Source organism: Mycobacterium angelicum, assembly GCF_002086155.1.
Classification (GTDB): Bacteria; Actinomycetota; Actinomycetes; order Mycobacteriales; family Mycobacteriaceae; genus Mycobacterium; species Mycobacterium angelicum.
The window spans coordinates 1-19,456 of sequence record NZ_MVHE01000032.1; the positions used below are offsets into that span (position 1 = coordinate 1).

Genomic DNA, 19,456 nt, shown 5'->3' on the forward strand with positions numbered 1-19,456 from the left:
GCATGGCGCCCAGTTGCGCGGTGGCACCGGCGCCGATGGTGGCCGCCAGCGCGATGCCCGCGTTCACCGGCGCGATCACCCGGACGTTGAGGAATGCCGACAGGAAGCCGGTCAGGGCCTGGACGCCGACGTTGCCCAGCGACGAATAGCCTTGCACCGCAAGGATGCCGCCCCCGGCCAGGGTCAGCAATGCCACAACCCCGACGGAGCCGCCGATCATCACCAGCGTCCCCGAGCCCAGGGTCATCTCGGCGATGAGCCGAACAGTCTCCTTGCGGTACCGCGTGATTGCGTTGGGGACGTAGCGCACAGTTTCACCGAAGAACAGTGCCTGCTCACCGAAATTGTCGACCGGCCGCCAAACCTTCGGCAGGACAGCGCGCAAGGACCCAACTCGACGAGTACTGGGCATGTTGTGCGGCAGCGCCATGGCCTCCTCAGCCCGGGGCCGGAAACATGTTGTGAAGCAGAGCAATACGCACCCAGATACAATCGTGAACAATCGTGCGGCGGTGAAGGGCCAATCTGCCCCATCATGGTGACCAGATGCGATAAATCGTTGGCCGGCCCGACCCCGGCCGCACACCATGTAGGCAAAATGTTCGCGTCGCACCCGCGTGGGCGGTCAGTGCTCGGCCTGGCTCTGATCAAGATTGGGATTGCCGAGCCATTTCAACCGTATCCGTTCCATGGTCCCGTCTTGCTCGAGAGCGGACTGCGCAGTGTTGATCCGTTCGAGTCGATCCGGGTCTGCGTTGGGCACCGCGATCGCGATCTTCTCAACCGAGATGCCTGTCCTCTGGACTACATCCACCCCGGGCACCTGCTTGACCAGCTCCGTGAGCACCGGTGCCAATTTCATGAACACGTCGCAGGCGCCGGTGGTGAGATCCTTCAGCGCGCTACGGATGGAGCCATAGTCGTAGACGCGGACACGCGCGGCCTTGCCCGCAGCGACAAGCCGATTGGCTATCGGCTGGCTGGTATTGCCCTGCTGCACGCCGACAGTGAGCCCGTCCAGATCGTCGATGCACTTAACGTATGGCAGCCGAGCCGTATCAACGGCCAGCGATTGGCCGGACACCAGATACGGCGCGGCGAACGCCACCTGCTTCTCGCGTTCGGGTGTCACCGTGGTCCCCGCGGCGACGCAGTCATACTCACCGCCGTTGAGCGCGTCGAAGATTCCGTTGAAATCGGTGCCGGTATAGGAGATGAATTTTGCTTGCATGTCAACGGCTTTCGCGATCTCGGCCATCAGATCGACATCGATACCGCCGCCCCCGGGCATCCCGTTGAACGGCGGATCGGGAAATGCCGCACCGACCCGCAGGGTCTGCGCATTTGGCGACTGGCACGCCGTCGCACCGAACGCTGTCGTCGCCACGACTCCGACCCCCTTCACCATGAAGCGCCGCCTGCTCAGTGCCATCGGATTTCCTGTCCGCATTCGAAGTGCTGCGACATTCTAAATAGCCGTTGTAAACCATGTTGGCAAGTGAGTACGGCCGGACGCAGTGAACGTTCCCGGTTTATGTCCGCGGTGGGCGGCTTTATCCATGCGGCGATGTGACGGGCGCTGCGGTGTACATTTCTGCCCGTTTTGCACCGCAGTCTGGGCCGATTTGACCTAGCAGTCACCGATAGGTGCTGCTTTGCTTCTTCTGGGGCCACGTCGAGAAAGGTGCGGTTCTTTGCCTACACACCAAGACCTGCTGATAGGGGCGCTCATTGCAGCTGCTTCAAACGAGCGGGGCAGGGGTTGGTTCGGCCGCCGCACCAGCCGTTGTGCACTGCGATTCCGCAAATTTCGCGATCGATGCAGACCCGCAAAAGGTGTCACGTCGTTTTAGGCTGCCCGTCACATATACCGGCAATGGGAGGAAAGGGGGTGAGGTCATGAGCCACGAAATGCTGTTTACCGAAAGCGAATCGACGTACGCGCTGGTCGTGTCGGCGATGTTTGTTTGTGACAATCTTCCTGAGTGAATGGTTCCTGCCATCTGCTGGCGGGAATGTGGTTAGGCGAGGATGCGATATTCCCGTCGGCAGCGGCTGGCAGACGCAATATGTAATGACGAAGGTGATGAATGCCCGAAACGTGCGGCCTCAGTACCGGTATGTTGTCCGGCCCGGATTGGTCGCACTGGCCCAACCGCGACCTGGGTGCGGCCAACCCTGCGACAATCGACTACCGCACTGGCACGCACCGCATTATTTCGCCCGAAATGACATGGCGCGCAGTACAACCCGTGCTCGACCTGGCCGGAATCACTCGCGTCGCCGACTTGACCTGGCTGGACGATATCGGTATCCCCACGGTTCAGGCGGTTCGACCCGGCTCCATGACATTGTCCGTAAGCCAGGGTAAGGGCGTCACCCACTGTGCCGCCCAAGTGTCGGCGGTAATGGAATCGCTGGAAAACTGGCACGCCGAAAATGTGAGCCCCGAACTGTGGTCGGTGCGCGCCTCGGATTTGCTACCCGGTCTCACGTACGACCCGGCGCTGTTGCGCCGACCCCAAGACAGCCTGTACCACCCGGCCGTCAAGCTCGACTGGATGACCGCTACCACCATGCTGACGGGACGCCGAACCTGGGCGCCGCACCAAGCCGTCGTCATGAATTTGGCGGTGAAAGACGCATGGGATCCGCCGATGTTCTCGGCGGACTCAACCGGGTTGGCCTCCGGTAACAGCTATTACGAGGCCGCGCTGCACGGGCTTTACGAGATCATGGAGCGGCACAGTCTGGCCGCCGGTGAGCCGGGCCTCACGATGTTCCAGGTGCCGCTCGAAGATATCGAAAGCTCATCCTGCGCCGAGCTGGCCGAGACGATTGTTCGAAGCGGCAGCCAAATCCGAATTACCCGCATCGACAACTGGAACGGGTTTTACTGCTTCGCCGTCGACCTCATTTCACCGATGACGGAAGTGTCGTTTAGCGGAAGCGGATTGCATCACGACCCAAATGTCGCGTTATCCAGGGCTATCACCGAAGCGGCACAATCGCGCCTGACCGCCATCAGCGGAGCCCGTGAAGATTTGCCGCCTCTCATATATCACCGATTCGCCAAACTGCACACCTACGCGCCGCTGTGCCCCACACGGTGGCAACTGCCTCAGGCGTGGCCGATATCCTGGGATGTTCCAACGCAGGATTCGCTGCTAGATCTCCTTAGTTCTGCGGCGACCGCCGTAGCAACAGAAACCGGTACTGAACCCATTGCCGCCGCTTGCAATTTCGCCGATGCTTGCATTCCCGTCGTGAAAGTCATTGCGCCCGGATTGCTGGCGTCCGTGCTGCCACCACTGCGCGAACCGCAGGATGGGCGTGCATAGCCCGCGGCTATGCACGTCAACACCGGCGCCTTGCGGTACCAGCAGCTCGATGTTTCGAGCGCCTGCCGTCGGCCTGCTCAATTTTTTTCGGTCTCGAAAGTTCGGCTGCCAAAAATCGATGTACACTTGTGCATTGCTATCGCTTGCCGCGTAAATATCGTGTACAGGCGGATAGGCTCTGCCGAGTGACGACTCGAATGTACACAGATAACCACAGGAAACGTCGCAGTTAACTTACACTCGCCACGTCATTAATCAAGTCGTAATTTCGGTAGACTCAGTTCAGAGCCGCTGTCGCGGCCATTTCCCTCGCGTCGATGCCGACGTACGTTCCCGCTTCCATTGTCAATGGTTAGGTGTGTGTCCTGATGCTGTTGATCTGCGAATCGATCAAACTAATCACCGATCGACGTGAATTGCACCTGCCATGACCGCATTCACTTACACGTCGAGCGCGGCCGCTGAGGTTGCATGTCCCAGTGGGATTTCGCTCACACACGCATTGGAGGCGTGCGGACCTGTGTCCAGCGAGGGGGACTTTGTCGAGATTGTCGAGACAGGGCCGAGTATTGCCGGACAGTTGGTGGCTTTGACCTCGCGGATGGCGCTCAGGCCACTGGTGGCGATGGTCGGTCACTTTCCGCGGCTACCCCTGCCATGGAGTCTGCTGGACGTCGCGTGCGGCTTGCTGCCTGTTGGCCGAGGAGCCGAGCGCACCCCGATATCTTTGCCGAACACGACCGCAGAAATGGTTTGCGCAACCGGGGTTTCGTCCGCCGAGGGGGACCAGCGGGCGGTGCTCTACCTACACGGTGGCGCCTTTCTGGCGTGCGGGACGAACACGCACAGAAGAATCGCCATAGCGCTCTCGGCGTTCGCCGGCGCACCAGTGCTGGTGGTCAATTACCGCAAGATCCCAAAGCATTCGATCGGCATGGCCGTTGATGATTGTCACGACGCTTACCAGTGGTTGCGAGCCCACGGGTATGAACCGGACCAAATCGTAGTGGCCGGGGATTCGGCGGGTGGTTATCTCGCGCTCACCCTGGCCCAGCGGTTACGGGATAGCGGTGAGAGGCCCGCGGCGCTAGTGGCCATCTCTCCGCTATTGCAGCTGGCCAAGGGCCCGAAGCAGTCGCACCCCAACATCGAGACAGATGCGGTCTTTCCAGCGAAGGCATTCGATGCGCTGGAGGAGTGGGTGACCGAGGCTGCTACCAAGCGCCGCACCGATGGCCGGCGCGAAGAAGTCTACGAGCCGCTGGATCAGATCGAATCGGGTTTGCCGCCAATGCTTGTGCACGTGTCTGGCTCGGAGGTCCTGCTCTGTGACGCTCAGTTGGCCGCGAGCAAGCTTGCGGCGGCCGGCATACGTACCGAGGTGCGGGTGTGGCCCGGCCAGGTTCATGTCTTCCAGCTGGCGGCCCCGCTGGTGCCCGAAGCTACTCGCTCATTACGTCAGATAGGGCAGTACATTCGACGCGCCACGAGCGCATGAGCGCATGAGCGCACTCGACTAATAACCCAGGTACACAACAAGGTTCAAGGATGTCTACTTCACCCCTAACACATCGACTGTCCATCGCCGATACGAGAGGCAGTGTCGAGCTCAATAGCGCTTCCGCGGTTATTCCCGACGGTTTAACGGGTTTTGGCCACCACTGTGCCCGGAGATATTGCCATGCTTCGCGTTGAGCCGCGCTGGCAACGGCGCGCCGGCGTAGTGCGGCGCTGCCTGCGAGCGCTCGCTTCGCCGGCCAAACATGGTGAAAGCAAACTGTTCTCGATGATCGCCGGCTTCGTGGCCAAGCATGCCTGGCTGGTAGTTGCCGGTTGGGTCCTTTTGCTGGGCGTGCTCAATGTCTCCGTGCCGCAGCTGGAGGTGACGGTAGGCGAGGATTCCTCGCCGTTCATGCCGGCACATCTGCCGGCGGCACAAACGCTTCGGCAGATGTCGGCAGATTTCGGCGTGCCGGCATCCTCTGCGGTGGGCAGTGTGGTTGTTGTCGACGAGGCCGGGCTCAATGATGCCGACAAAGCGTTTACGGGCCGGCTCATCGAGGCGTTGCGAGCCGACAAGGCCGATGTGGCATACGTTCTCGACACGTTTTCCAACGACAAGTTGCGCAACATTGCCGTCAGTCCCGACGGTAAGGCGGTCAACGTGGTCGTGGCGGGTGCGGGCCAGATCGGATCGTCGGAGGCACGCAAGAATGTCGTCGATATCCGCCGGTTGATCGAGTCGCTGCCGAAACCAACGGGCCTGCACGTCTACTACAGCGGTTTCGCGCCGACACTGGCAGATCTTTTCGGCGCGATAGACCGCTCACTCCTTGTCATTACCGCGGTATCGGTGGTGCTGATCGCGGGGCTCTTGCTGTTGGTGTACCGGTCGGTTGTGCTGGCCATGATCCCGTTGGTCACGGTGGGCGTTTCGCTGGGGGTGGCCCGTTGCGTCGTTTCGTTGCTCGGCATGACCGAAGTGATGACGGTATCCAATTTCACGATCGCGCTCATGACGGCGATGGTGCTGGGAGTGGGAACGGACTATGCGATTTTCATCCTCGCCAGCTATCACGAAGGACGCCGCGAAGGTCTCGCCGTGCCGGAGGCACTTGCCCGTGCGGGGCAGCGTATTTCGGGCGTTCTGATCGCGTCTGCGGTGACGATCGCGGTCGCCTTCTCGGCGATGATGCTCACCAAGATCGGCATGTTCCGCGCGGTGGGACCGCCGGTGGCCATCGCCGTCGCGATCACCCTGGCGGTATCTGTGACGCTGCCGTACGCACTGCTCTCGATTGCGGGGCGGCGGGGCTACGGTGAGCCCCGTCAGCTCAACGAGATGCGATGGCGTCGCCTCGGAGCCAAAATCATCCGGCGCTCAGGAGCTTTGACCGCCGTGTCGCTGGTGGTGCTGCTGGCGCTGGCTCTGATGCTGACGACGCTCAAGATCAACTTCGACGAGAATTCGATGCAGCTGCGCCGTACCGAGAGCAGTGTCGGCCATGAAAAGGTGCTTGCGCACTGGGGTTTGAACGAAGCCGCGCCGGAATATCTGATCATCAGGTCGGACCACGATATGCGCAACACAGACGACCTGGCCGCGCTGGAGGTCATCGCCGCAAGTGTGGCCCGGCTTCCCGATGTGGCATCCGTGCGGTCCATCACCCGTCCGTTCGGCAAGCCGGCAGAGCAGACCGCCGTCGGCTACCAAGCCGGCGTCGTGGGTGATCGCCTCGGTGATGCGTCCCGGCGCATCGGTGAGTCCACCCCGGATCTGACGCGGCTGGGTCTAGGCGCAACTCAATTGCTCAACGGCGCGCAGGCGGCGAATTCGCAATTACCTCAGCTTGTTTCCGGAGTCCAGGAGGTGGTGCTGCTGGCGCACAAGATGTTGAGCAGCTATGGCGCCGCCAGCTCTGCTTTGGCCACGGTCACCGATGGGCGTAGCACGGTGCCGGTAGCCATCGCCGATTTGACCTCTTCGCTGCGTCTGGTCGACCGTGTTCTCGATGCCTTAAGCAACAACGATCTCGCTGCGGCGGCCATCGGTACGGCGAATGCGACGCTGGGCCCCATGCTGGCGCCGGAGGTAACCGCTGAATGCTTGGGCAATCCGCTGTGCATGCGCGGCCGGGGCGATCTGGCTGACTTAGACGAAATCACCAACGGAGCGGTGAGCCGGGCACTTGGCATTCTGCATGCCACTGCGGCGGTGCCGCAGGATGCCATCGACCGGGTCCGCGCCTCGCTGCCGTCGCTCAAAATCCTGCTCGAACAACTGCAGTCTTTGACTGCCCAAGTAGGTGGCCAACCGCAGGCGCAGCTCAGCGAGAAACTGAATCAGCTCGCCCAGGGCGCCGAAAAACTATCGGGAGGAATGTCGCAGCTGGTCACTGGCCTTAGCCAAGTCAAGACGGGCGTCGACATGGTCGTCGACATGACCGGTCGCCTGGACCAGGGCCTGCAGCAGGCTTCCAGTTACCTCGATGGTCTGAGCACCCACACCTCGACCGGGGCTGGGCGCGGCTTCTACCTGCCCCCACAAGGCTTTTCCGATCCGACTTTCAAGGCCGGAGAACAACTGCTGTTCTCGCGCGATGGTAAGACCGCACGGATGGTCGTGGTGTGGAAGGCCAATCCGTATGACGCCGAAGCCCGAGATACCGCACGGCAGCTGGCCGCTACCGCACAACGTGCCGCCGCCGGAACAGATCTACGCGATGCGCGATTTGAGACGACGGGTATCGCTTCGATCCTGGACGACATGGGCGACCAAATGCGTCGCGACTTCGCCCTATTTGGATTCGCCGCGATACTGGGTGTGCTGTTGGTCCTGATGATCCTGCTGCGCAGCGTGCTGGCTCCGGTCCTGCTGGTGGCAATGGTTTGCCTGTCGTTTGCCGCGGCGGCTGGTCTGAGTGTGCTGGTATGGCAACACATCATCGGCATCGACCTGGAGTTCTCCGTGCTGCCGGTGGCCTTCATGGCGTTGATCGCGGTATGTGCGGACTACAGCATGCTATTCGCTTCCCGCATCCGCGACGAATCCCGAGATGGCATGGTAAGAGGCATCATTCGCGGGTTCGGCAAGACCGGTAGCGTCATCACCACCGCAGGATTGGTCTTCGCGCTCACGATGTTCGCACTCATGAGTGGCAGCGTCGTGCAGCTGTTGCAAATCGGATTCACCATCGGCGCAGGGCTATTGATCGACATCACCATCGTCCGCAACATCCTGGTCCCCGCGGCAATGGCGATCATAGGCAACCGGATTTGGTGGCCCAGCACCGCGCTGTCGACCTCCGCGGAATCAGGTGTCAGCCCGCAGGGCGAGAGCCAATAGCTCTGTGGTGGCGTGGGTCCTTTCGGGTGGAAGCTGCGGTTCGAGGAGCTGCTGGCGGGACAGTCTGTCTCAGATTCTTATGAGCTTTGGTTGCCTTTAACGCTGGTGATTGGTGTCCGGGTGGTGCTTACTTGCGCTGAAAGTATTGCTTAGGCGGGGGTGTCGGTGGGGCTTGGCGATACGTGGAAAGGAGCTCGTCCCATTAGCAAGCTCGGTTTCTGGAGCGTCACGATGCTCGGGGTCAATTCGATACTTGGCGCTGGCATCTTCCTGACTCCCGGCGCAGTGGTCAAGCTCGCTGGACCATTGGCGCCCATTGCCTACATCTTGGCCGGCGCCTTCGCGGGTGTCATGGCGATGGTGTTCGCGACGGCAGCTCGATACGTCAAAACCAATGGCGCATCCTATGCCTACACCAGCGCCGCTTTCGGCCAGCGGATCGGCATATATGTCGGTGTCACGCATGCGATCGTGGCAGCCATCGCGTGGGGAGTGCTGGCGTCGTTGTTTGTCTCGACGCTGCTGGCAACGGCTTTTCCCCAGCAAGCTTGGGCACAAGATACCGAGATCTTCAGTGTGAAGACGTTGACGTTTCTCATCTTCGTCGCAGTGCTGTTGGCCATCAACATGTTCGGCAACCGGGCAATCAAGTGGGCCAACGGAACGTCAACAGTGGCAAAGGTGTTCGCGCTATTGGTCTTCATCGTTGGTGGGGTTTGGATCGTTGTCACCACGCACGTCAACAATTACGGTGTGTCGGGTTCGGGGGGCATCTACCATCCTGTGCCGTACGCATTGTTTGGGTATATCGAGCTCGGGCACGGTGCTGCGGCAGGGCTGATCCTGGCCACGATCGTCGCCTTGTATGCCTTCACTGGTTTCGAATCGATCGCCAATGCCGCCGAAGAGATGGACCAGCCGGATCGAACCCTGCCCAGAGCCATACCGCTAACGATCGTGGTAGTCGGTGCTGTCTACGTTCTCGCGGTGGTCGTGGCGATGGTGCTGGGGTCCAACAGAGTCGTCGACTCCAACGACACGGTAAGACTGGCCGCGGCCATCGGAAACGATGCGTTCCGAACGATCGTCGTCCTAGGAGCCCTGGTGTCGATGTTCGGTATTAACGTGGCCGCGTCGTTCGGGGCGCCCAGGCTCTGGACCGCGCTTTCGGATTCCGGGACGCTGCCGAGCCGCTTGTCGAGGAAAAACCGGTTCGGAGTTCCCACGGTCGCCTTCGGAATCACTGCGGGGTTGGCGCTCGCCTTCCCGCTGGCGCTTCGGTTCGACAGCGTGAACCTGACCGGTTTAGCCGTGATCGCCCGATTCATCCAATTCATCGTCGTCCCAATCGCACTCATCGCCCTGGCGCGCAACCGAACCGCAGACCGCGCCGCAGCGAAACGAAACCCCTACACCGATATGGTGTTACCCATAACCGCGGTCGTGATCTCGATTGCGCTGTTCGTGTCCTTCGATTACCGGACCGTCCTCTTGACGCCGCAGGGCAGCGCCAACTACTTCTCGATTACCTTGATCGTCGCCACCTTCGGAGTCGTACCCGCTATGGCGTATCTGTACTATTACCGGACCATCCGTCGTCGGCGGCGCGGTTATGACCTCGGCGGCGGGCCGGCCCGCTGGACAGCCGATGATCATGCCGGGTCGCGGCGATTGCCGCGCCACTGTAGCGCTTCGAGTGCAACGGCTACCCGGATGTAGTTCTGTGAGAGCGGACGAGGGAGCATCCGTTCAGCGGACTCGAGTCGGCGCAATAGCGTATTGCGGTGGCTGAAAAGAAGTTTGGCGGTACGGGATACGTTGCATTGTTGGTCGATGTATGCCAACAGCGTTGCGCGCAGTTCCGGGCTGGCTGACTCGAAGTCTCCGAGCGTGCTCTTGATGAATCTGTCTGCACTGTCGGTGTTTTGGGTGATCAGATCCACCAACTGAATGTCGTTGAAGAAAGCTACCCGCTGTCCCGATTGGAGTCGTGTCACCATGCGTTGGGTGACTAGTGCATCGAGATGGCTGCGCCGGAAGCCCTCGATTCCGTGCGCCGTGGGCCCGATGGCGATGCGCGCACCGGGCGCGCACTTCAGCGCCCGCGAGATGGTGTCGGCGCGCAGGTCGGTGGCATCGGCTACCCATACCCAACGGGTGGCCGCGGTAGCGGCCACAGTGACGCGGGATGTCGATCCAACGGCCTGACTGAATGCGTCGGCGGCGCGGTCGAGGTAGATGTGGTCGCCCTCGAAGTCATCGCTCCACAGGATGGCGGCCGTGTGGGGTCGGTCCAAGGAGTAGCCCAGTCGTGCCTCGGCCCGATCTTGACCAATGGGTGCGCCCTTGAGGATCAGCTCCGCGATCTCGCGCCGCGCAGCATGAGTGCCACGTGCCAACTCGTGGTGTTCCAGTTTCACCTGTGCGGCAATGCCGGCCAGCGTCGCGCCGATGAATTGGCTGATGGAACGGGACGAAACGACGAGCAGTTCGCGCAGCTCGGCTGGATCGGCGCAGAGCTCGAAAGCGATTTCGATCCAATACTGCCAGGCGACGTCCTGGCCGATGCGGTAGAGCTCCAGCGCGATCGAATCCAGGCCGCGGCGCACCAGATCCCTCGCCAGAGCTAGCGGCTCGGGGCCGAGATTAGCCGGCACCGGTGCACCGGGTTCGCGCACATTGGCCGCCGCCCAGTGCAGCAGGTTGGCGCGGCTGGCGCGACGAACCGCCTCAGCGAGGACGGGATCGTCGGCGATTGTCGCGTCCTTGCCCACTGTGGCGCGGTCGAGATGATCGAGCCACTCTTGCCGGGGATTGAGCGCGATTCGGGCGCCTTCGCGAATCAGCTCTCGAGTGCGTGCGGACGGCCCTTCCAGCGACGTCGATAGGTCGGCGATGCGGTCTTGGGTGAGCTGGTACATCTATCGCTCCTATCTTGCTTGGGGAGCCAGTCGGGTCGCCCCCGTGCGGCACGGTTCGAAATGCCCGGTGTGCGCACGCAACTGGATTCAAGCGTGCGCCACATTCCGTCGTTCCCCGGATGCGTCACTTGTTGGGGTCAGCGGGGGCCCGTCAGTGTCGGGTGCCGGGCCCCCGCTGAGATCAACGCCCGATGCCACTTCGACGCTGCCCTCACCGTCGGACCTTCGTCGAGAATTCATGGCAGTCGGGCGAAACCTCTTGGCTGCGAGGCTGCTTAGCAATTCGCAACGTAATCGAGTATACCCCCATGGCGTATAACAGGGGAGAGGAACTTTGACTCCCACGGATGGGGGTCTACGGTGTCCCCCACTTGTAGGACAAACCCAATGTGATCTTGCTGTACGGCGTTGCCGAAGTGCGCAATTTCAGCTCATCTGGTGCCGGTGTGCCGCTGGTAATCGTGTTGCACTTTGTCTCAGCTATTGCATTCGGCGTGACGTTTGGCACCGCGGACACACGGCGGGCTGGTGGCGCGGGCATGTTGCCTCGCCTTGCCGGATTGATTTGGCCGATTTGGCCCTCGCTCGGTTCTAGCGGGTACTGATCGAATTGATCCGACCGCTCCCGTGCAGCATCGCCAGTACCTCGATATCTCTGTTGCACGGGATATTTCAACCATTCAACCCATTGTTGGCCGAAGGTCAGCTGGAGTATCTGTTCAGATCTCGAGGGAGGCAGTGCGTGACTTTGCGAGTCGTTCCGGAAGGTTTGGCCGCGGCCAGCGCGGCGGTGGAAGCGTTGACCGCGCAACTTGCGGGTGCACACGCCAGCGCGATGCCGGTGATCACGGCGGTGATTCCACCGGCGGCCGACCCGGTATCACTGGCCAGTGCGGCCGGATTCAGCGCTCTGGGCGCAGAGCATGGTGCTGTCGCGGCGGAAGCCGTCGAGGAACTCGGTCGTGCTGGGCTTGGTGTCGGTGAATGCGGTGTCAGCTATCTCGCCGGGGACGCGGCTGCGGCGTCGGCATACCTCGTCTCGGGAGGTTGATGGTGACGGTCACCTTCTGGATGGGCATTCCCCCAGAGGTCCACGCCGCGGCGCTGGCCGGCCCTGGCCCGGGTTCGCTAATGGCGGCCGCTGGTTCGTGGGCAGCGCTGAGCGCTCAATATGCCTCGGCTGCAGCGGATCTCACAGTGCAGCTCGATGTGGTGCAGAGCGTGGCATGGCAGGGGCCGAGCGCCGAGAGCTATGTCGGGGCGCACGCGCCTTTTGTTGCGTGGCTGGCCAAGACCAGCGCGGAATACGCTCACGTGGCGGCCGCGCATGAGGCCACCGCGGCGGCGTATGTCACTGCGCTGGCGACCATGCCGACGCCACCGGAGTTGGCCGCCAATCATGCTATCCACGCGGTATTGTCGGCGACGAACTTCTTTGGGATTAATAGCATCCCAATCGCGCTCAACGAGGCCGACTATGTGCGGATGTGGATCCAGGCCGCAACCACGATGAGTGTCTATGAGGCAGCGACGGCGGTAGCGCTGTCGTCGGCGCCGCGCAGCACTCCGCCGCCGGTACTGCTTAAAGCCGGGATCGGTGAGGCTGGCGGAATACCACCGATACCGCCCTTCCCGCCATCCTGGTTGGCGGCACTACTGGCCGTGCTTTCGCAGGTGCTCAGTGCGTTGTACGAGGTGGCTCTGGTCGTGTACGAGGTGCTGTACGTGACGGTCATTCTGCTTGCTGAGGCATTGTTCACGTTGGGCGCGTTGTTGTTTGAGGCTCTTGGGGTCCTAGTCAACTTTCTCGGGGAAGCACTGATTACGCTGCTGGCGGTCCTGCTGGACAACATTGTGTTGGTTTTGGCGCTAGCGGGAGTGGTGGGCGTGGTGGGAGCGGGTCTCGTCATGGGCGGGGTCGTGGCCGCCGGAATCGGCGCGGCGATCGCCGTTCCGATCGCCGTGCCGCTGGGCGTGGCCGGGGGCGGCGACTTTCAGTCGCGCCGGGACGAAGAACTTGCGGACGCCGGCGAGACGACCACCCCGAAGACGGCAGCCGAGACGACAACGGCGCCCGTCAGCAAGTCAATGACGCCGAACAAGGGCGAAGGTCTCCAAGTTACCGCCGATAAAAAGTGTTCGCCGGCAACGCAGTTGGCAACTCCAGCGGTGACATTGGGCTCCGATAGGGGTGCCGGCGTCTTCGGGTTCGCCGGAACGATCGGCAACAAACCTGTCGGTGCGCCCGCGGGCCTAGCCACACTGGATGGCGCCGATGGGTTTGGCAGTGGTCCGCGGGTTCCGATGCTGCCAGCTAGTTGGGACGCGGACGTGATCGGAACGACGATCGACAGGCAGTTGGTGAGCGTAATGGCGTGACGGTAGCCACTTGCGTAAACCGAAATTCCAACATTCCAAAACTGGAAAGGGAGTCCTTGTGAGCTTATTGGATGCACACATTCCGCAATTGGTCGCTTCGCAGTCGGCATTTGCCGACAAAGCCGGGTTGATGCGCCACACCATCGGTGAGGCTGAGCAGGCGGCGATGTCGGCGCAGGCGTTTCACCAAGGAGAAGCCGCGGCGGCATTCCAGAGCGCGCACGCCCGATTTGTCGCGGCGGCGGCCAAGGTCAATAGCCTGTTGGATGTCGCTCAAGCGAACCTGGGCGAGGCAGCGGGAACCTATGTCGCTGCTGATGCGGCCGCCGCATCCAGCTACACCGGCTTCTGAGATTCCCCGGCAGCAAATAGCGAAAGGACCTGTGATGTCGCAGATTATGTACAACTATCCGGCGATGATGGCGCATGCCGGGAACATGTCGGGCTATGCCGGCACGTTGCAAACCTTGGGTGCCGATATCGCGAGCGAACAGGCTGCCCTGTCCAACGCCTGGCAGGGTGATACCGGTATGACGTATCAAGGCTGGCAGACGCAATGGAACCAGGCTCAGGAAGACCTGGTGCGGGCCTACCACTCGATGGCTAGCACGCACGAGTCCAATACCATGGCAATGATGGCTCGTGACCAGGCCGAAGCCGCGAAATGGGGTGCCTGACAAGGCTAGTCACCAGACAGGGGCCTATCGGAGAACCGCTGCGGGAACATCCGCAGCGGTTCTGCGGCAATTGAGCTCGCCGGGGCATGCGCGCTTGGCCGGTGACGTTCTGGTACGGTTGTGCCGGCTCAGGGTGTGCGTCGACGGGGGCGGCAATCCGGAGTTGTCGAACTGTCGGCATAAAGCGATGAGCATCGTGGGTGCTAGACGCGGGAGTGGTTATAGCGGAACACGTTTGATGTTCCGTCTGACTGAAGTATAGTCGCCGATCTGCTGGAAGGCTCATTCTCACCAAAGGCCGGCCTCGCCGGCGTCCTGCCAGTATTGCCGGTACCTATTGCGCTGCAATGGGTTTCAAACGTGTCGGGTCCGCATTCGGAATGTGTCTCATCACGAATCGATGCGGTTGCAGCATGGAGACAGACGTGCAACGGGTGACTGCGACGATGGTGTATCTCGATACCGTTTGTCTGCCAATGGATTACAGAGAGGCGGCAGCAGTGTTCGGCAAAACGTCCGGAGTAGTGGCGCGTCGGGATTTTCTGACAGGTGCGGCTTTGGCCGGCAGTATTGGAGTCCTCGCCCCGTGGGCTGGTCCGGTCATCGGCACGGCCAGCGCGGTTGGTCCAGAACGTGAATCGGGTTTCGATCCCAAGTTCGCTCTTGAGGTGACTCTTCCGCTGGCTCTGGCCGCCTACGCGGTAGCGGATTGCAATACGGTGCCCCTGCCGCCGGGATACGTTCAGACAGCAGTGATCAAAGTCGACGTTGGCGCTGGTTCCAAAACGGCCGAGCGTCATCCCGAAGTAACGGCAATTGCGTTCAACGCCTCAATATTCGGGATGATGGGGCGCAACGCGACTACGCGAACTGCCTTTGTGGCATTTCGTGGCACGGTTACCTTTGACGACGTAATAACGGATCTCGGCGCAATCCCGGAGCCGTACGTCGAGCTGCCCAAGTTCGGGTGGGTACACTCTGGCTTCCAGACGGTCTACCAGCTTGTCCGCGAGAGTCTGGTCAAGAACATTTCGGCCGCTTGTCTAGGATGCGACCGGTTGCTGGTCATCGGACACAGTCTTGGCGCAGCCCTCGCGGTGCTCGCTGCTCCCGATATCTTCCTGAATATGCAGCCGATTCAACTCGGTATCACTACCTTTGCCGGGCCGACAGCCGGGATGGGTGACTTCGCCAAAGCCTTCAACAATGTCATCCAAAGCTGCTTTCGAGTAGTGAACTTCCTCGACCTTGTGCCATACGTACCCCCATGGCCATACATACACGTCGGCAACCCAATTTGCGTTGACAGCGGCGGTTCGATCGATCCGCTATGGCGCCATAGCCTCTATGCCTATCAGGCCGGGCTGGAAAAACTCAGCAGGCCGGCAACCTGATTGATCGCACCGCGGGAGTGCCGGCCGCGCACCGTAATTCGTGCCCAATATCGCTTCACCGGGCCGCCTTAGCGGCCATTTAGTCGAGGACTCGCCGTTCCGCCCGGCCCTTGTCGCCCTCGGTATCGACCGGTGCCCGCTCGACACCGCCTGTCCCGGCGGCGCCGCCAGTTTCGTCGTAGTTCCTGATGTCGTCGACCATGGGGCCGCGCTGTTGACCGCCTTGCTGGGCCATCGAGACGATCTGGTTTGTTTGCCCGCTGATCATGCCGGTTATATTGCCCTGCAAACCATTTGCCGACGGGAGTTGGCTCAGCTGTTGCATGGTTGCGGTGAGCTCACCCACGGCGGGCAGTTGAGCAAAGCCGAGCAGCTCGCTGAAATTCAGACTCGGTAGCCCGGTGAAGTCACCTAGGAAATCAGGCAATACCGCCAAATCAATCCACGTGGGCAACTTGCCCAAGTTGCCCACCCCCGGAAGCAAGTTCGCCAAACCAGGCAGGCCGGGAAAGAAGTCTGGAATGGTCGGCAGGCCCGGCAGGTTCGGGAAGCCCGGGATGGGCGACGGGAAGGTCGGCCAGTTGAACTCGGGAAGGCCCGGGATAGACGGCCACTGGAATTCCGGCAGGCCCGGGATCGGCAAGTTGAAGTCCGGTCTACCAGGAGCCGGCGGCCAGGTGAATTCGGGCAGTCCGGGGATATTCGGAAGACCGGGGATGGGTATCTCGGGCAGCTTGGGTGGCCAGGAGATTTCCGGTAAGCCCGGGATTGGAAGACTGGGCAGGCCAGGGAATGTCGGTAGGGTCATCGTCATCTCGAGGAGCCGGCCGAGCAACCCTTTGAGGTTCGTCGTGTTGTGCATCGTCATGAGCGTCAGGTAGAGCAGAGCGCCTCCGACCACAGACATCGCGGTCCCGCATGCTGGTACTGCGAGCGCCAGCGACACGGCCTTGCCAACGATGGGTATCTTCTCGGCCTTCTTGCAAGCCTTGCGGACTGCGCTGACCGTCTTGTGCATGGCAGACAGGACCTTGCGGGTGTCCGAGATGTACTTGGCCTGATTTGAGACAAGATTCCCGGTCAAGCGGTCGATATCGCCAAGCGCCTTGGTGCGCAGCTGCTGACCGATGTTCTGCTTCAGGTAGGCGTCAGCTGCATCGCCGATCCAGTTGGTGCCGGGAATGGCCAGACCCATCTTGTCGCTGATCTGCTTGAACAGCGATGAGCTGGAGCCAAAGATATCGCCACTATCTGGTATCCCACCGCCGAGGGAGGCCAACAGCCCGGAAATGGTGTTGGTGGTTTTATCGCAGAGCTCGGTCCCTGACCCCATTGGCGTCTTCCTTACGTCGATATCTGGTGTGGTCTGTTGCTGCGTGAGAGGCAAGCCGGCTGGTCATTCGGGCATATCTCGCCATTGGACTGGGACAACGTCGCCAGCCACTCGTGCGTCGCTGCCCGCGGCCGGGCGAGTTGTCTGGGTCGGTCTAGGCCGCGCAGCACTGCTTGCTTGGCCACCTCCCAGAAGAGCCTCTCGCGTGGAGCACTTGCCTGTACCGCTTCGGCCGACGCGAGGATGTGGTGCGGGTCAGCTTTCGCCAGCTCGCACAGCCGGGCAGCTACGTTGACTGGCTCGCCGATGACCGTGTATTCGAACCGTTCGTAAGCACCGACGTTGCCCGCCAATACCGTTCCGGCGGCTACGCCGATGCCGACCTGGCATTCGGGCACCTCGGCGGCTAGCCGTTGTGCGATCGCCCGTGCGGTTTCCAGCGCGTCGGATTCGGGTGAAGCTGCCCGCACCGGAGCCCCGAAAACCACCAGAGTTCCGTCGCCCTGGAACTTGTTTATCAGGCCTTGCCGGCTGTTGACCTCCTCGACGATCGCAGTGAAGAGTCGGTTGAGCAGACCCACAACCTCGGCCGGCGGTTTGGATGTGACCAAGCGGGTGGAACCGATGATGTCGACGAAAAGTATTGCCACATGGCGTTCCTCGCCGCCGAGTTCAGCCTGCTGCTGTTCGGCAGCCGCGGCGACGTCGCGTCCGACATGCCGGCCGAACAAGTCGCGGACGCGCTCCCGTTGCCGCAGTCCTTCTACCATCGCGTTGAACCCACGCTGCAGCTCGCCAACCTCAGAGCCGTCGAAAACCTCGAGCCGGCAATCCAAGTCGCCGGCTTCGACCCGTTGCAGTGCCAAACTGACGACCCGGACCGATGTCGCGGTCAGCCACGCGGCGATGAGGTTCGACACCAACCCGAAGACGAACGCCGCCACTCCGAGCAGCAACACGATCAGGCCCTGTTCGGTGACGGTCATCTGGGTTTGCGATAACGTAAACAACACGGCCGCAACGATTGCGATCAACGGGCCTCCGGAACCCAACAACCAGGACACCGTGGATCGGCCCATCACACCGGGAGCGAAGCGCCGCGTTGGCCGGCCCGCCTCAAGCGCCACCGCTGCCGCGGGCCTAAGCATCAACTCGGCGAAGAAGTAACAGCTGGCCGACAAGATCATGCCGCTGAAGCTGATACCGAAGACCAATTTCGGGACGTAGCTATAGCTCACGCTGCCGAAGAGCGCCGCGAACAGACAGGCGCCCATCATCCACAAGATCACCGGAACCAGGGCCAAGCGCCACGGCGCCAGGAAGGCGTTACGTTGGTCCGCCGCAGTGAGTGGCTGATCTCCTGTCTTCCAACGCAATCCGCCAAGAATACGTCTGGTCATCCACAACCAGCCCAGCGCGATGGCCGCTACGACATAGACTGGAGCGACCTCCTCGGAGATCCACGCGACGCGCGGCGCAAACACATTGGGCGCCGGAATGGCCACAGTGACAAACAGCAGCACCAAACCGATGCCGAGCAGATTCGTGATCGTAAGGAATGCGAAGAGCACCGGGCGCGTGATGGGCAAATCGTCTGACGGCACCACGGCCTTGCGGACCGACCTAGGCAACCTCATGAGCCTTGGCTTCCTGGTGATGTGCTGGGAGGGATCCGCTTTGTCAAAACTGTGTACACCGGATCCCACGAGAGCGACTGGGGCGGGGCCGAATTCGGCTTGACGGTGCGATGTCGCCGGATCGAAACCAACGTCGCGTAATTCGCCGCCTTCATGCCTGGAATTGCTCCTATATCCTTTGTTTATCTGTTCACGCATCTCAGCGGGTGCGTCGCACTCGAACGCTGATGGCGCGGATTGAGCCGGGACAATCGATAGGTCCGGCCCTGTGTGTCTATACCCTACCCCGGTATAACGGGTACGCCTACGTGGTACCCGTCACAGAAGGCGCCTCCGCGCGCGGTGTCCCATCGTCAGTGGCCCTAGTTGTTCATCGGGATCGCCGGCCGTCTGTGCCGTCTTTGGCGCGAGCTATCCATCGTTGTCGATGCGGTGGGCGGCTCCTGGCCAGAGCGATACTAGGTGGGTTACAGTATTGATTTCAGCAGTCGGACCGAGGTTGTCCAGGCTGCGACAAGGAGCGATATGGCTAACGCAACGCCGGCATCAAGTTGGTCTCGGTGATAGACATGTCGACGACGACGCGCGCGCTGGATGTCGCCCGCGAAGTGGCATTGGTCGTGCCGCGAACCGTGTCCGGTGTGAATCAGTCGACCGGGTGGGTGCCGCACTCCGCGCGCGGCGTCCGCCAGTTCGGTGAAGTTTTGCTGGACGAGCTTGTGCTGAGCGGCTTTTCGCTACTCGGCACCAACCTGCCAACCGAGCTGCGGCCACTCGACGGCTGCACCGCTGCGGGCGAGGAGTTGTCGGCGCTGGGCATCGCTGGCGCGCATACGGAGCCGGCACCGTTGCGGATACGTGCGATACGCCGTCATCGCATCGGCGGTCTGGCAATTGCGCTGCAAGAACGCTGGGATGGGCAACTGTA

The 19,456-nt window shown here is 61.6% G+C and carries 15 protein-coding genes and 1 pseudogene; 11 read left to right on the plus strand and 5 right to left on the minus strand.

Annotated elements, in window-relative coordinates:
• Positions 1 to 385: ABC transporter permease (locus BST12_RS17810; RefSeq protein ID WP_245850404.1), on the minus strand; the 385-nt coding region annotated here is incomplete at its 3' end.
• Between the two features lie 240 nt (positions 386 to 625).
• Positions 626 to 1,432 carry an ABC transporter substrate-binding protein gene (locus tag BST12_RS17815; RefSeq protein WP_083114459.1) on the minus strand — a complete coding sequence of 269 codons (807 nt, stop codon included), beginning with the start codon at positions 1,430 to 1,432 and terminating at the stop codon, positions 626 to 628.
• A gap of 299 nt (positions 1,433 to 1,731) precedes the next feature.
• Here BST12_RS17815 and BST12_RS32875 point away from each other — a divergent pair, with 299 nt between their 5' ends.
• From BST12_RS32875 to BST12_RS17835, 5 genes are all read left to right on the plus strand, one after another.
• Complete coding sequence (locus tag BST12_RS32875) at positions 1,732 to 1,989, plus strand: hypothetical protein (protein WP_211281295.1); 258 nt, start codon at positions 1,732 to 1,734, stop codon at positions 1,987 to 1,989.
• Between the two features lie 101 nt (positions 1,990 to 2,090).
• The gene (locus tag BST12_RS17820; RefSeq protein WP_083114460.1) at positions 2,091 to 3,341 is read left to right on the plus strand and encodes a YcaO-like family protein; all 1,251 of its coding nucleotides are present in this window, start codon (positions 2,091 to 2,093) and stop codon (positions 3,339 to 3,341) included.
• A gap of 427 nt (positions 3,342 to 3,768) precedes the next feature.
• On the plus strand, positions 3,769 to 4,839 hold the full coding sequence (locus BST12_RS17825; protein WP_083114461.1) for an alpha/beta hydrolase: 1,071 nt from the start codon (positions 3,769 to 3,771) through the stop codon (positions 4,837 to 4,839).
• A gap of 288 nt (positions 4,840 to 5,127) precedes the next feature.
• Positions 5,128 to 8,187, plus strand: coding sequence for an MMPL family transporter (locus tag BST12_RS17830; RefSeq protein WP_083114497.1), 3,060 nt, complete (start codon positions 5,128 to 5,130; stop codon positions 8,185 to 8,187).
• 201 nt (positions 8,188 to 8,388) lie between these two features.
• On the plus strand, positions 8,389 to 9,906 hold the full coding sequence (locus tag BST12_RS17835; protein ID WP_308207411.1) for an APC family permease: 1,518 nt from the start codon (positions 8,389 to 8,391) through the stop codon (positions 9,904 to 9,906).
• Here the strand turns inward: BST12_RS17835 and BST12_RS17840 are convergent.
• On the minus strand, positions 9,840 to 11,108 hold the full coding sequence (locus tag BST12_RS17840; RefSeq protein ID WP_083114463.1) for an Rv1453 family transcriptional regulator: 1,269 nt from the start codon (positions 11,106 to 11,108) through the stop codon (positions 9,840 to 9,842). The genes BST12_RS17835 and BST12_RS17840 overlap by 67 nt on opposite strands.
• Before the next feature lie 742 nt (positions 11,109 to 11,850).
• Here BST12_RS17840 and BST12_RS17845 point away from each other — a divergent pair.
• The 5 genes from BST12_RS17845 to BST12_RS17865 all read left to right on the plus strand — a co-directional run bounded on the left by BST12_RS17845 (position 11,851) and on the right by BST12_RS17865 (position 15,558).
• On the plus strand, positions 11,851 to 12,159 hold the full coding sequence (locus BST12_RS17845) for a PE family protein (RefSeq protein ID WP_083114464.1): 309 nt from the start codon (positions 11,851 to 11,853) through the stop codon (positions 12,157 to 12,159).
• A gap of 2 nt (positions 12,160 to 12,161) precedes the next feature.
• Positions 12,162 to 13,487 (plus strand): PPE family protein, encoded by a 1,326-nt coding sequence (locus tag BST12_RS17850; RefSeq protein ID WP_170062146.1) that lies wholly within the window; start codon positions 12,162 to 12,164, stop codon positions 13,485 to 13,487.
• Between the two features lie 58 nt (positions 13,488 to 13,545).
• The gene (esxG, locus tag BST12_RS17855; protein WP_083114466.1) at positions 13,546 to 13,839 is read left to right on the plus strand and encodes a type VII secretion system protein EsxG; all 294 of its coding nucleotides are present in this window, start codon (positions 13,546 to 13,548) and stop codon (positions 13,837 to 13,839) included.
• A gap of 34 nt (positions 13,840 to 13,873) precedes the next feature.
• A complete protein-coding gene (locus BST12_RS17860; RefSeq protein ID WP_083114467.1) occupies positions 13,874 to 14,164 on the plus strand; it encodes a WXG100 family type VII secretion target in 291 nt (96 codons plus the stop codon).
• Positions 14,165 to 14,577: 413 nt separating this feature from the next.
• Entirely contained in the window at positions 14,578 to 15,558 is a 981-nt protein-coding gene (locus tag BST12_RS17865; protein WP_245850408.1) for a lipase family protein, read from the plus strand.
• Positions 15,559 to 15,637: 79 nt separating this feature from the next.
• Here the strand turns inward: BST12_RS17865 and BST12_RS17870 are convergent, their stop codons facing one another.
• Together BST12_RS17870 and BST12_RS17875 are read right to left on the minus strand one after the other, a co-directional pair.
• Positions 15,638 to 16,891, minus strand: coding sequence for an EspA/EspE family type VII secretion system effector (locus BST12_RS17870; protein ID WP_083114468.1), 1,254 nt, complete (start codon positions 16,889 to 16,891; stop codon positions 15,638 to 15,640).
• An 11-nt stretch (positions 16,892 to 16,902) separates the two neighbouring features.
• Positions 16,903 to 18,522 (minus strand): adenylate/guanylate cyclase domain-containing protein, encoded by a 1,620-nt coding sequence (locus BST12_RS17875; RefSeq protein ID WP_245850409.1) that lies wholly within the window; start codon positions 18,520 to 18,522, stop codon positions 16,903 to 16,905.
• A gap of 575 nt (positions 18,523 to 19,097) precedes the next feature.
• Here BST12_RS17875 and BST12_RS17880 point away from each other — a divergent pair.
• A pseudogene (locus BST12_RS17880) lies at positions 19,098 to 19,418 on the plus strand (alpha/beta hydrolase); the annotation flags it as partial.
• Positions 19,419 to 19,456: the final 38 nt, after the last annotated feature.

Coding starts and splice junctions, on each gene's coding strand:
- BST12_RS17825 (WP_083114461.1), top strand. CDS start 3,769: ATGACCGCATTCACTTACACGTCGAGCGCGGCCGCTGAGGTTGCATGT.
- BST12_RS17860 (WP_083114467.1), top strand. CDS start 13,874: ATGTCGCAGATTATGTACAACTATCCGGCGATGATGGCGCATGCCGGG.
- BST12_RS17865 (WP_245850408.1), top strand. CDS start 14,578: ATGGAGACAGACGTGCAACGGGTGACTGCGACGATGGTGTATCTCGAT.
- BST12_RS17840 (WP_083114463.1), bottom strand. CDS start 11,108: ATGTACCAGCTCACCCAAGACCGCATCGCCGACCTATCGACGTCGCTG.
- BST12_RS17815 (WP_083114459.1), bottom strand. CDS start 1,432: ATGGCACTGAGCAGGCGGCGCTTCATGGTGAAGGGGGTCGGAGTCGTG.
- BST12_RS17830 (WP_083114497.1), top strand. CDS start 5,128: ATGATCGCCGGCTTCGTGGCCAAGCATGCCTGGCTGGTAGTTGCCGGT.
- BST12_RS17820 (WP_083114460.1), top strand. CDS start 2,091: ATGCCCGAAACGTGCGGCCTCAGTACCGGTATGTTGTCCGGCCCGGAT.
- BST12_RS17870 (WP_083114468.1), bottom strand. CDS start 16,891: ATGGGGTCAGGGACCGAGCTCTGCGATAAAACCACCAACACCATTTCC.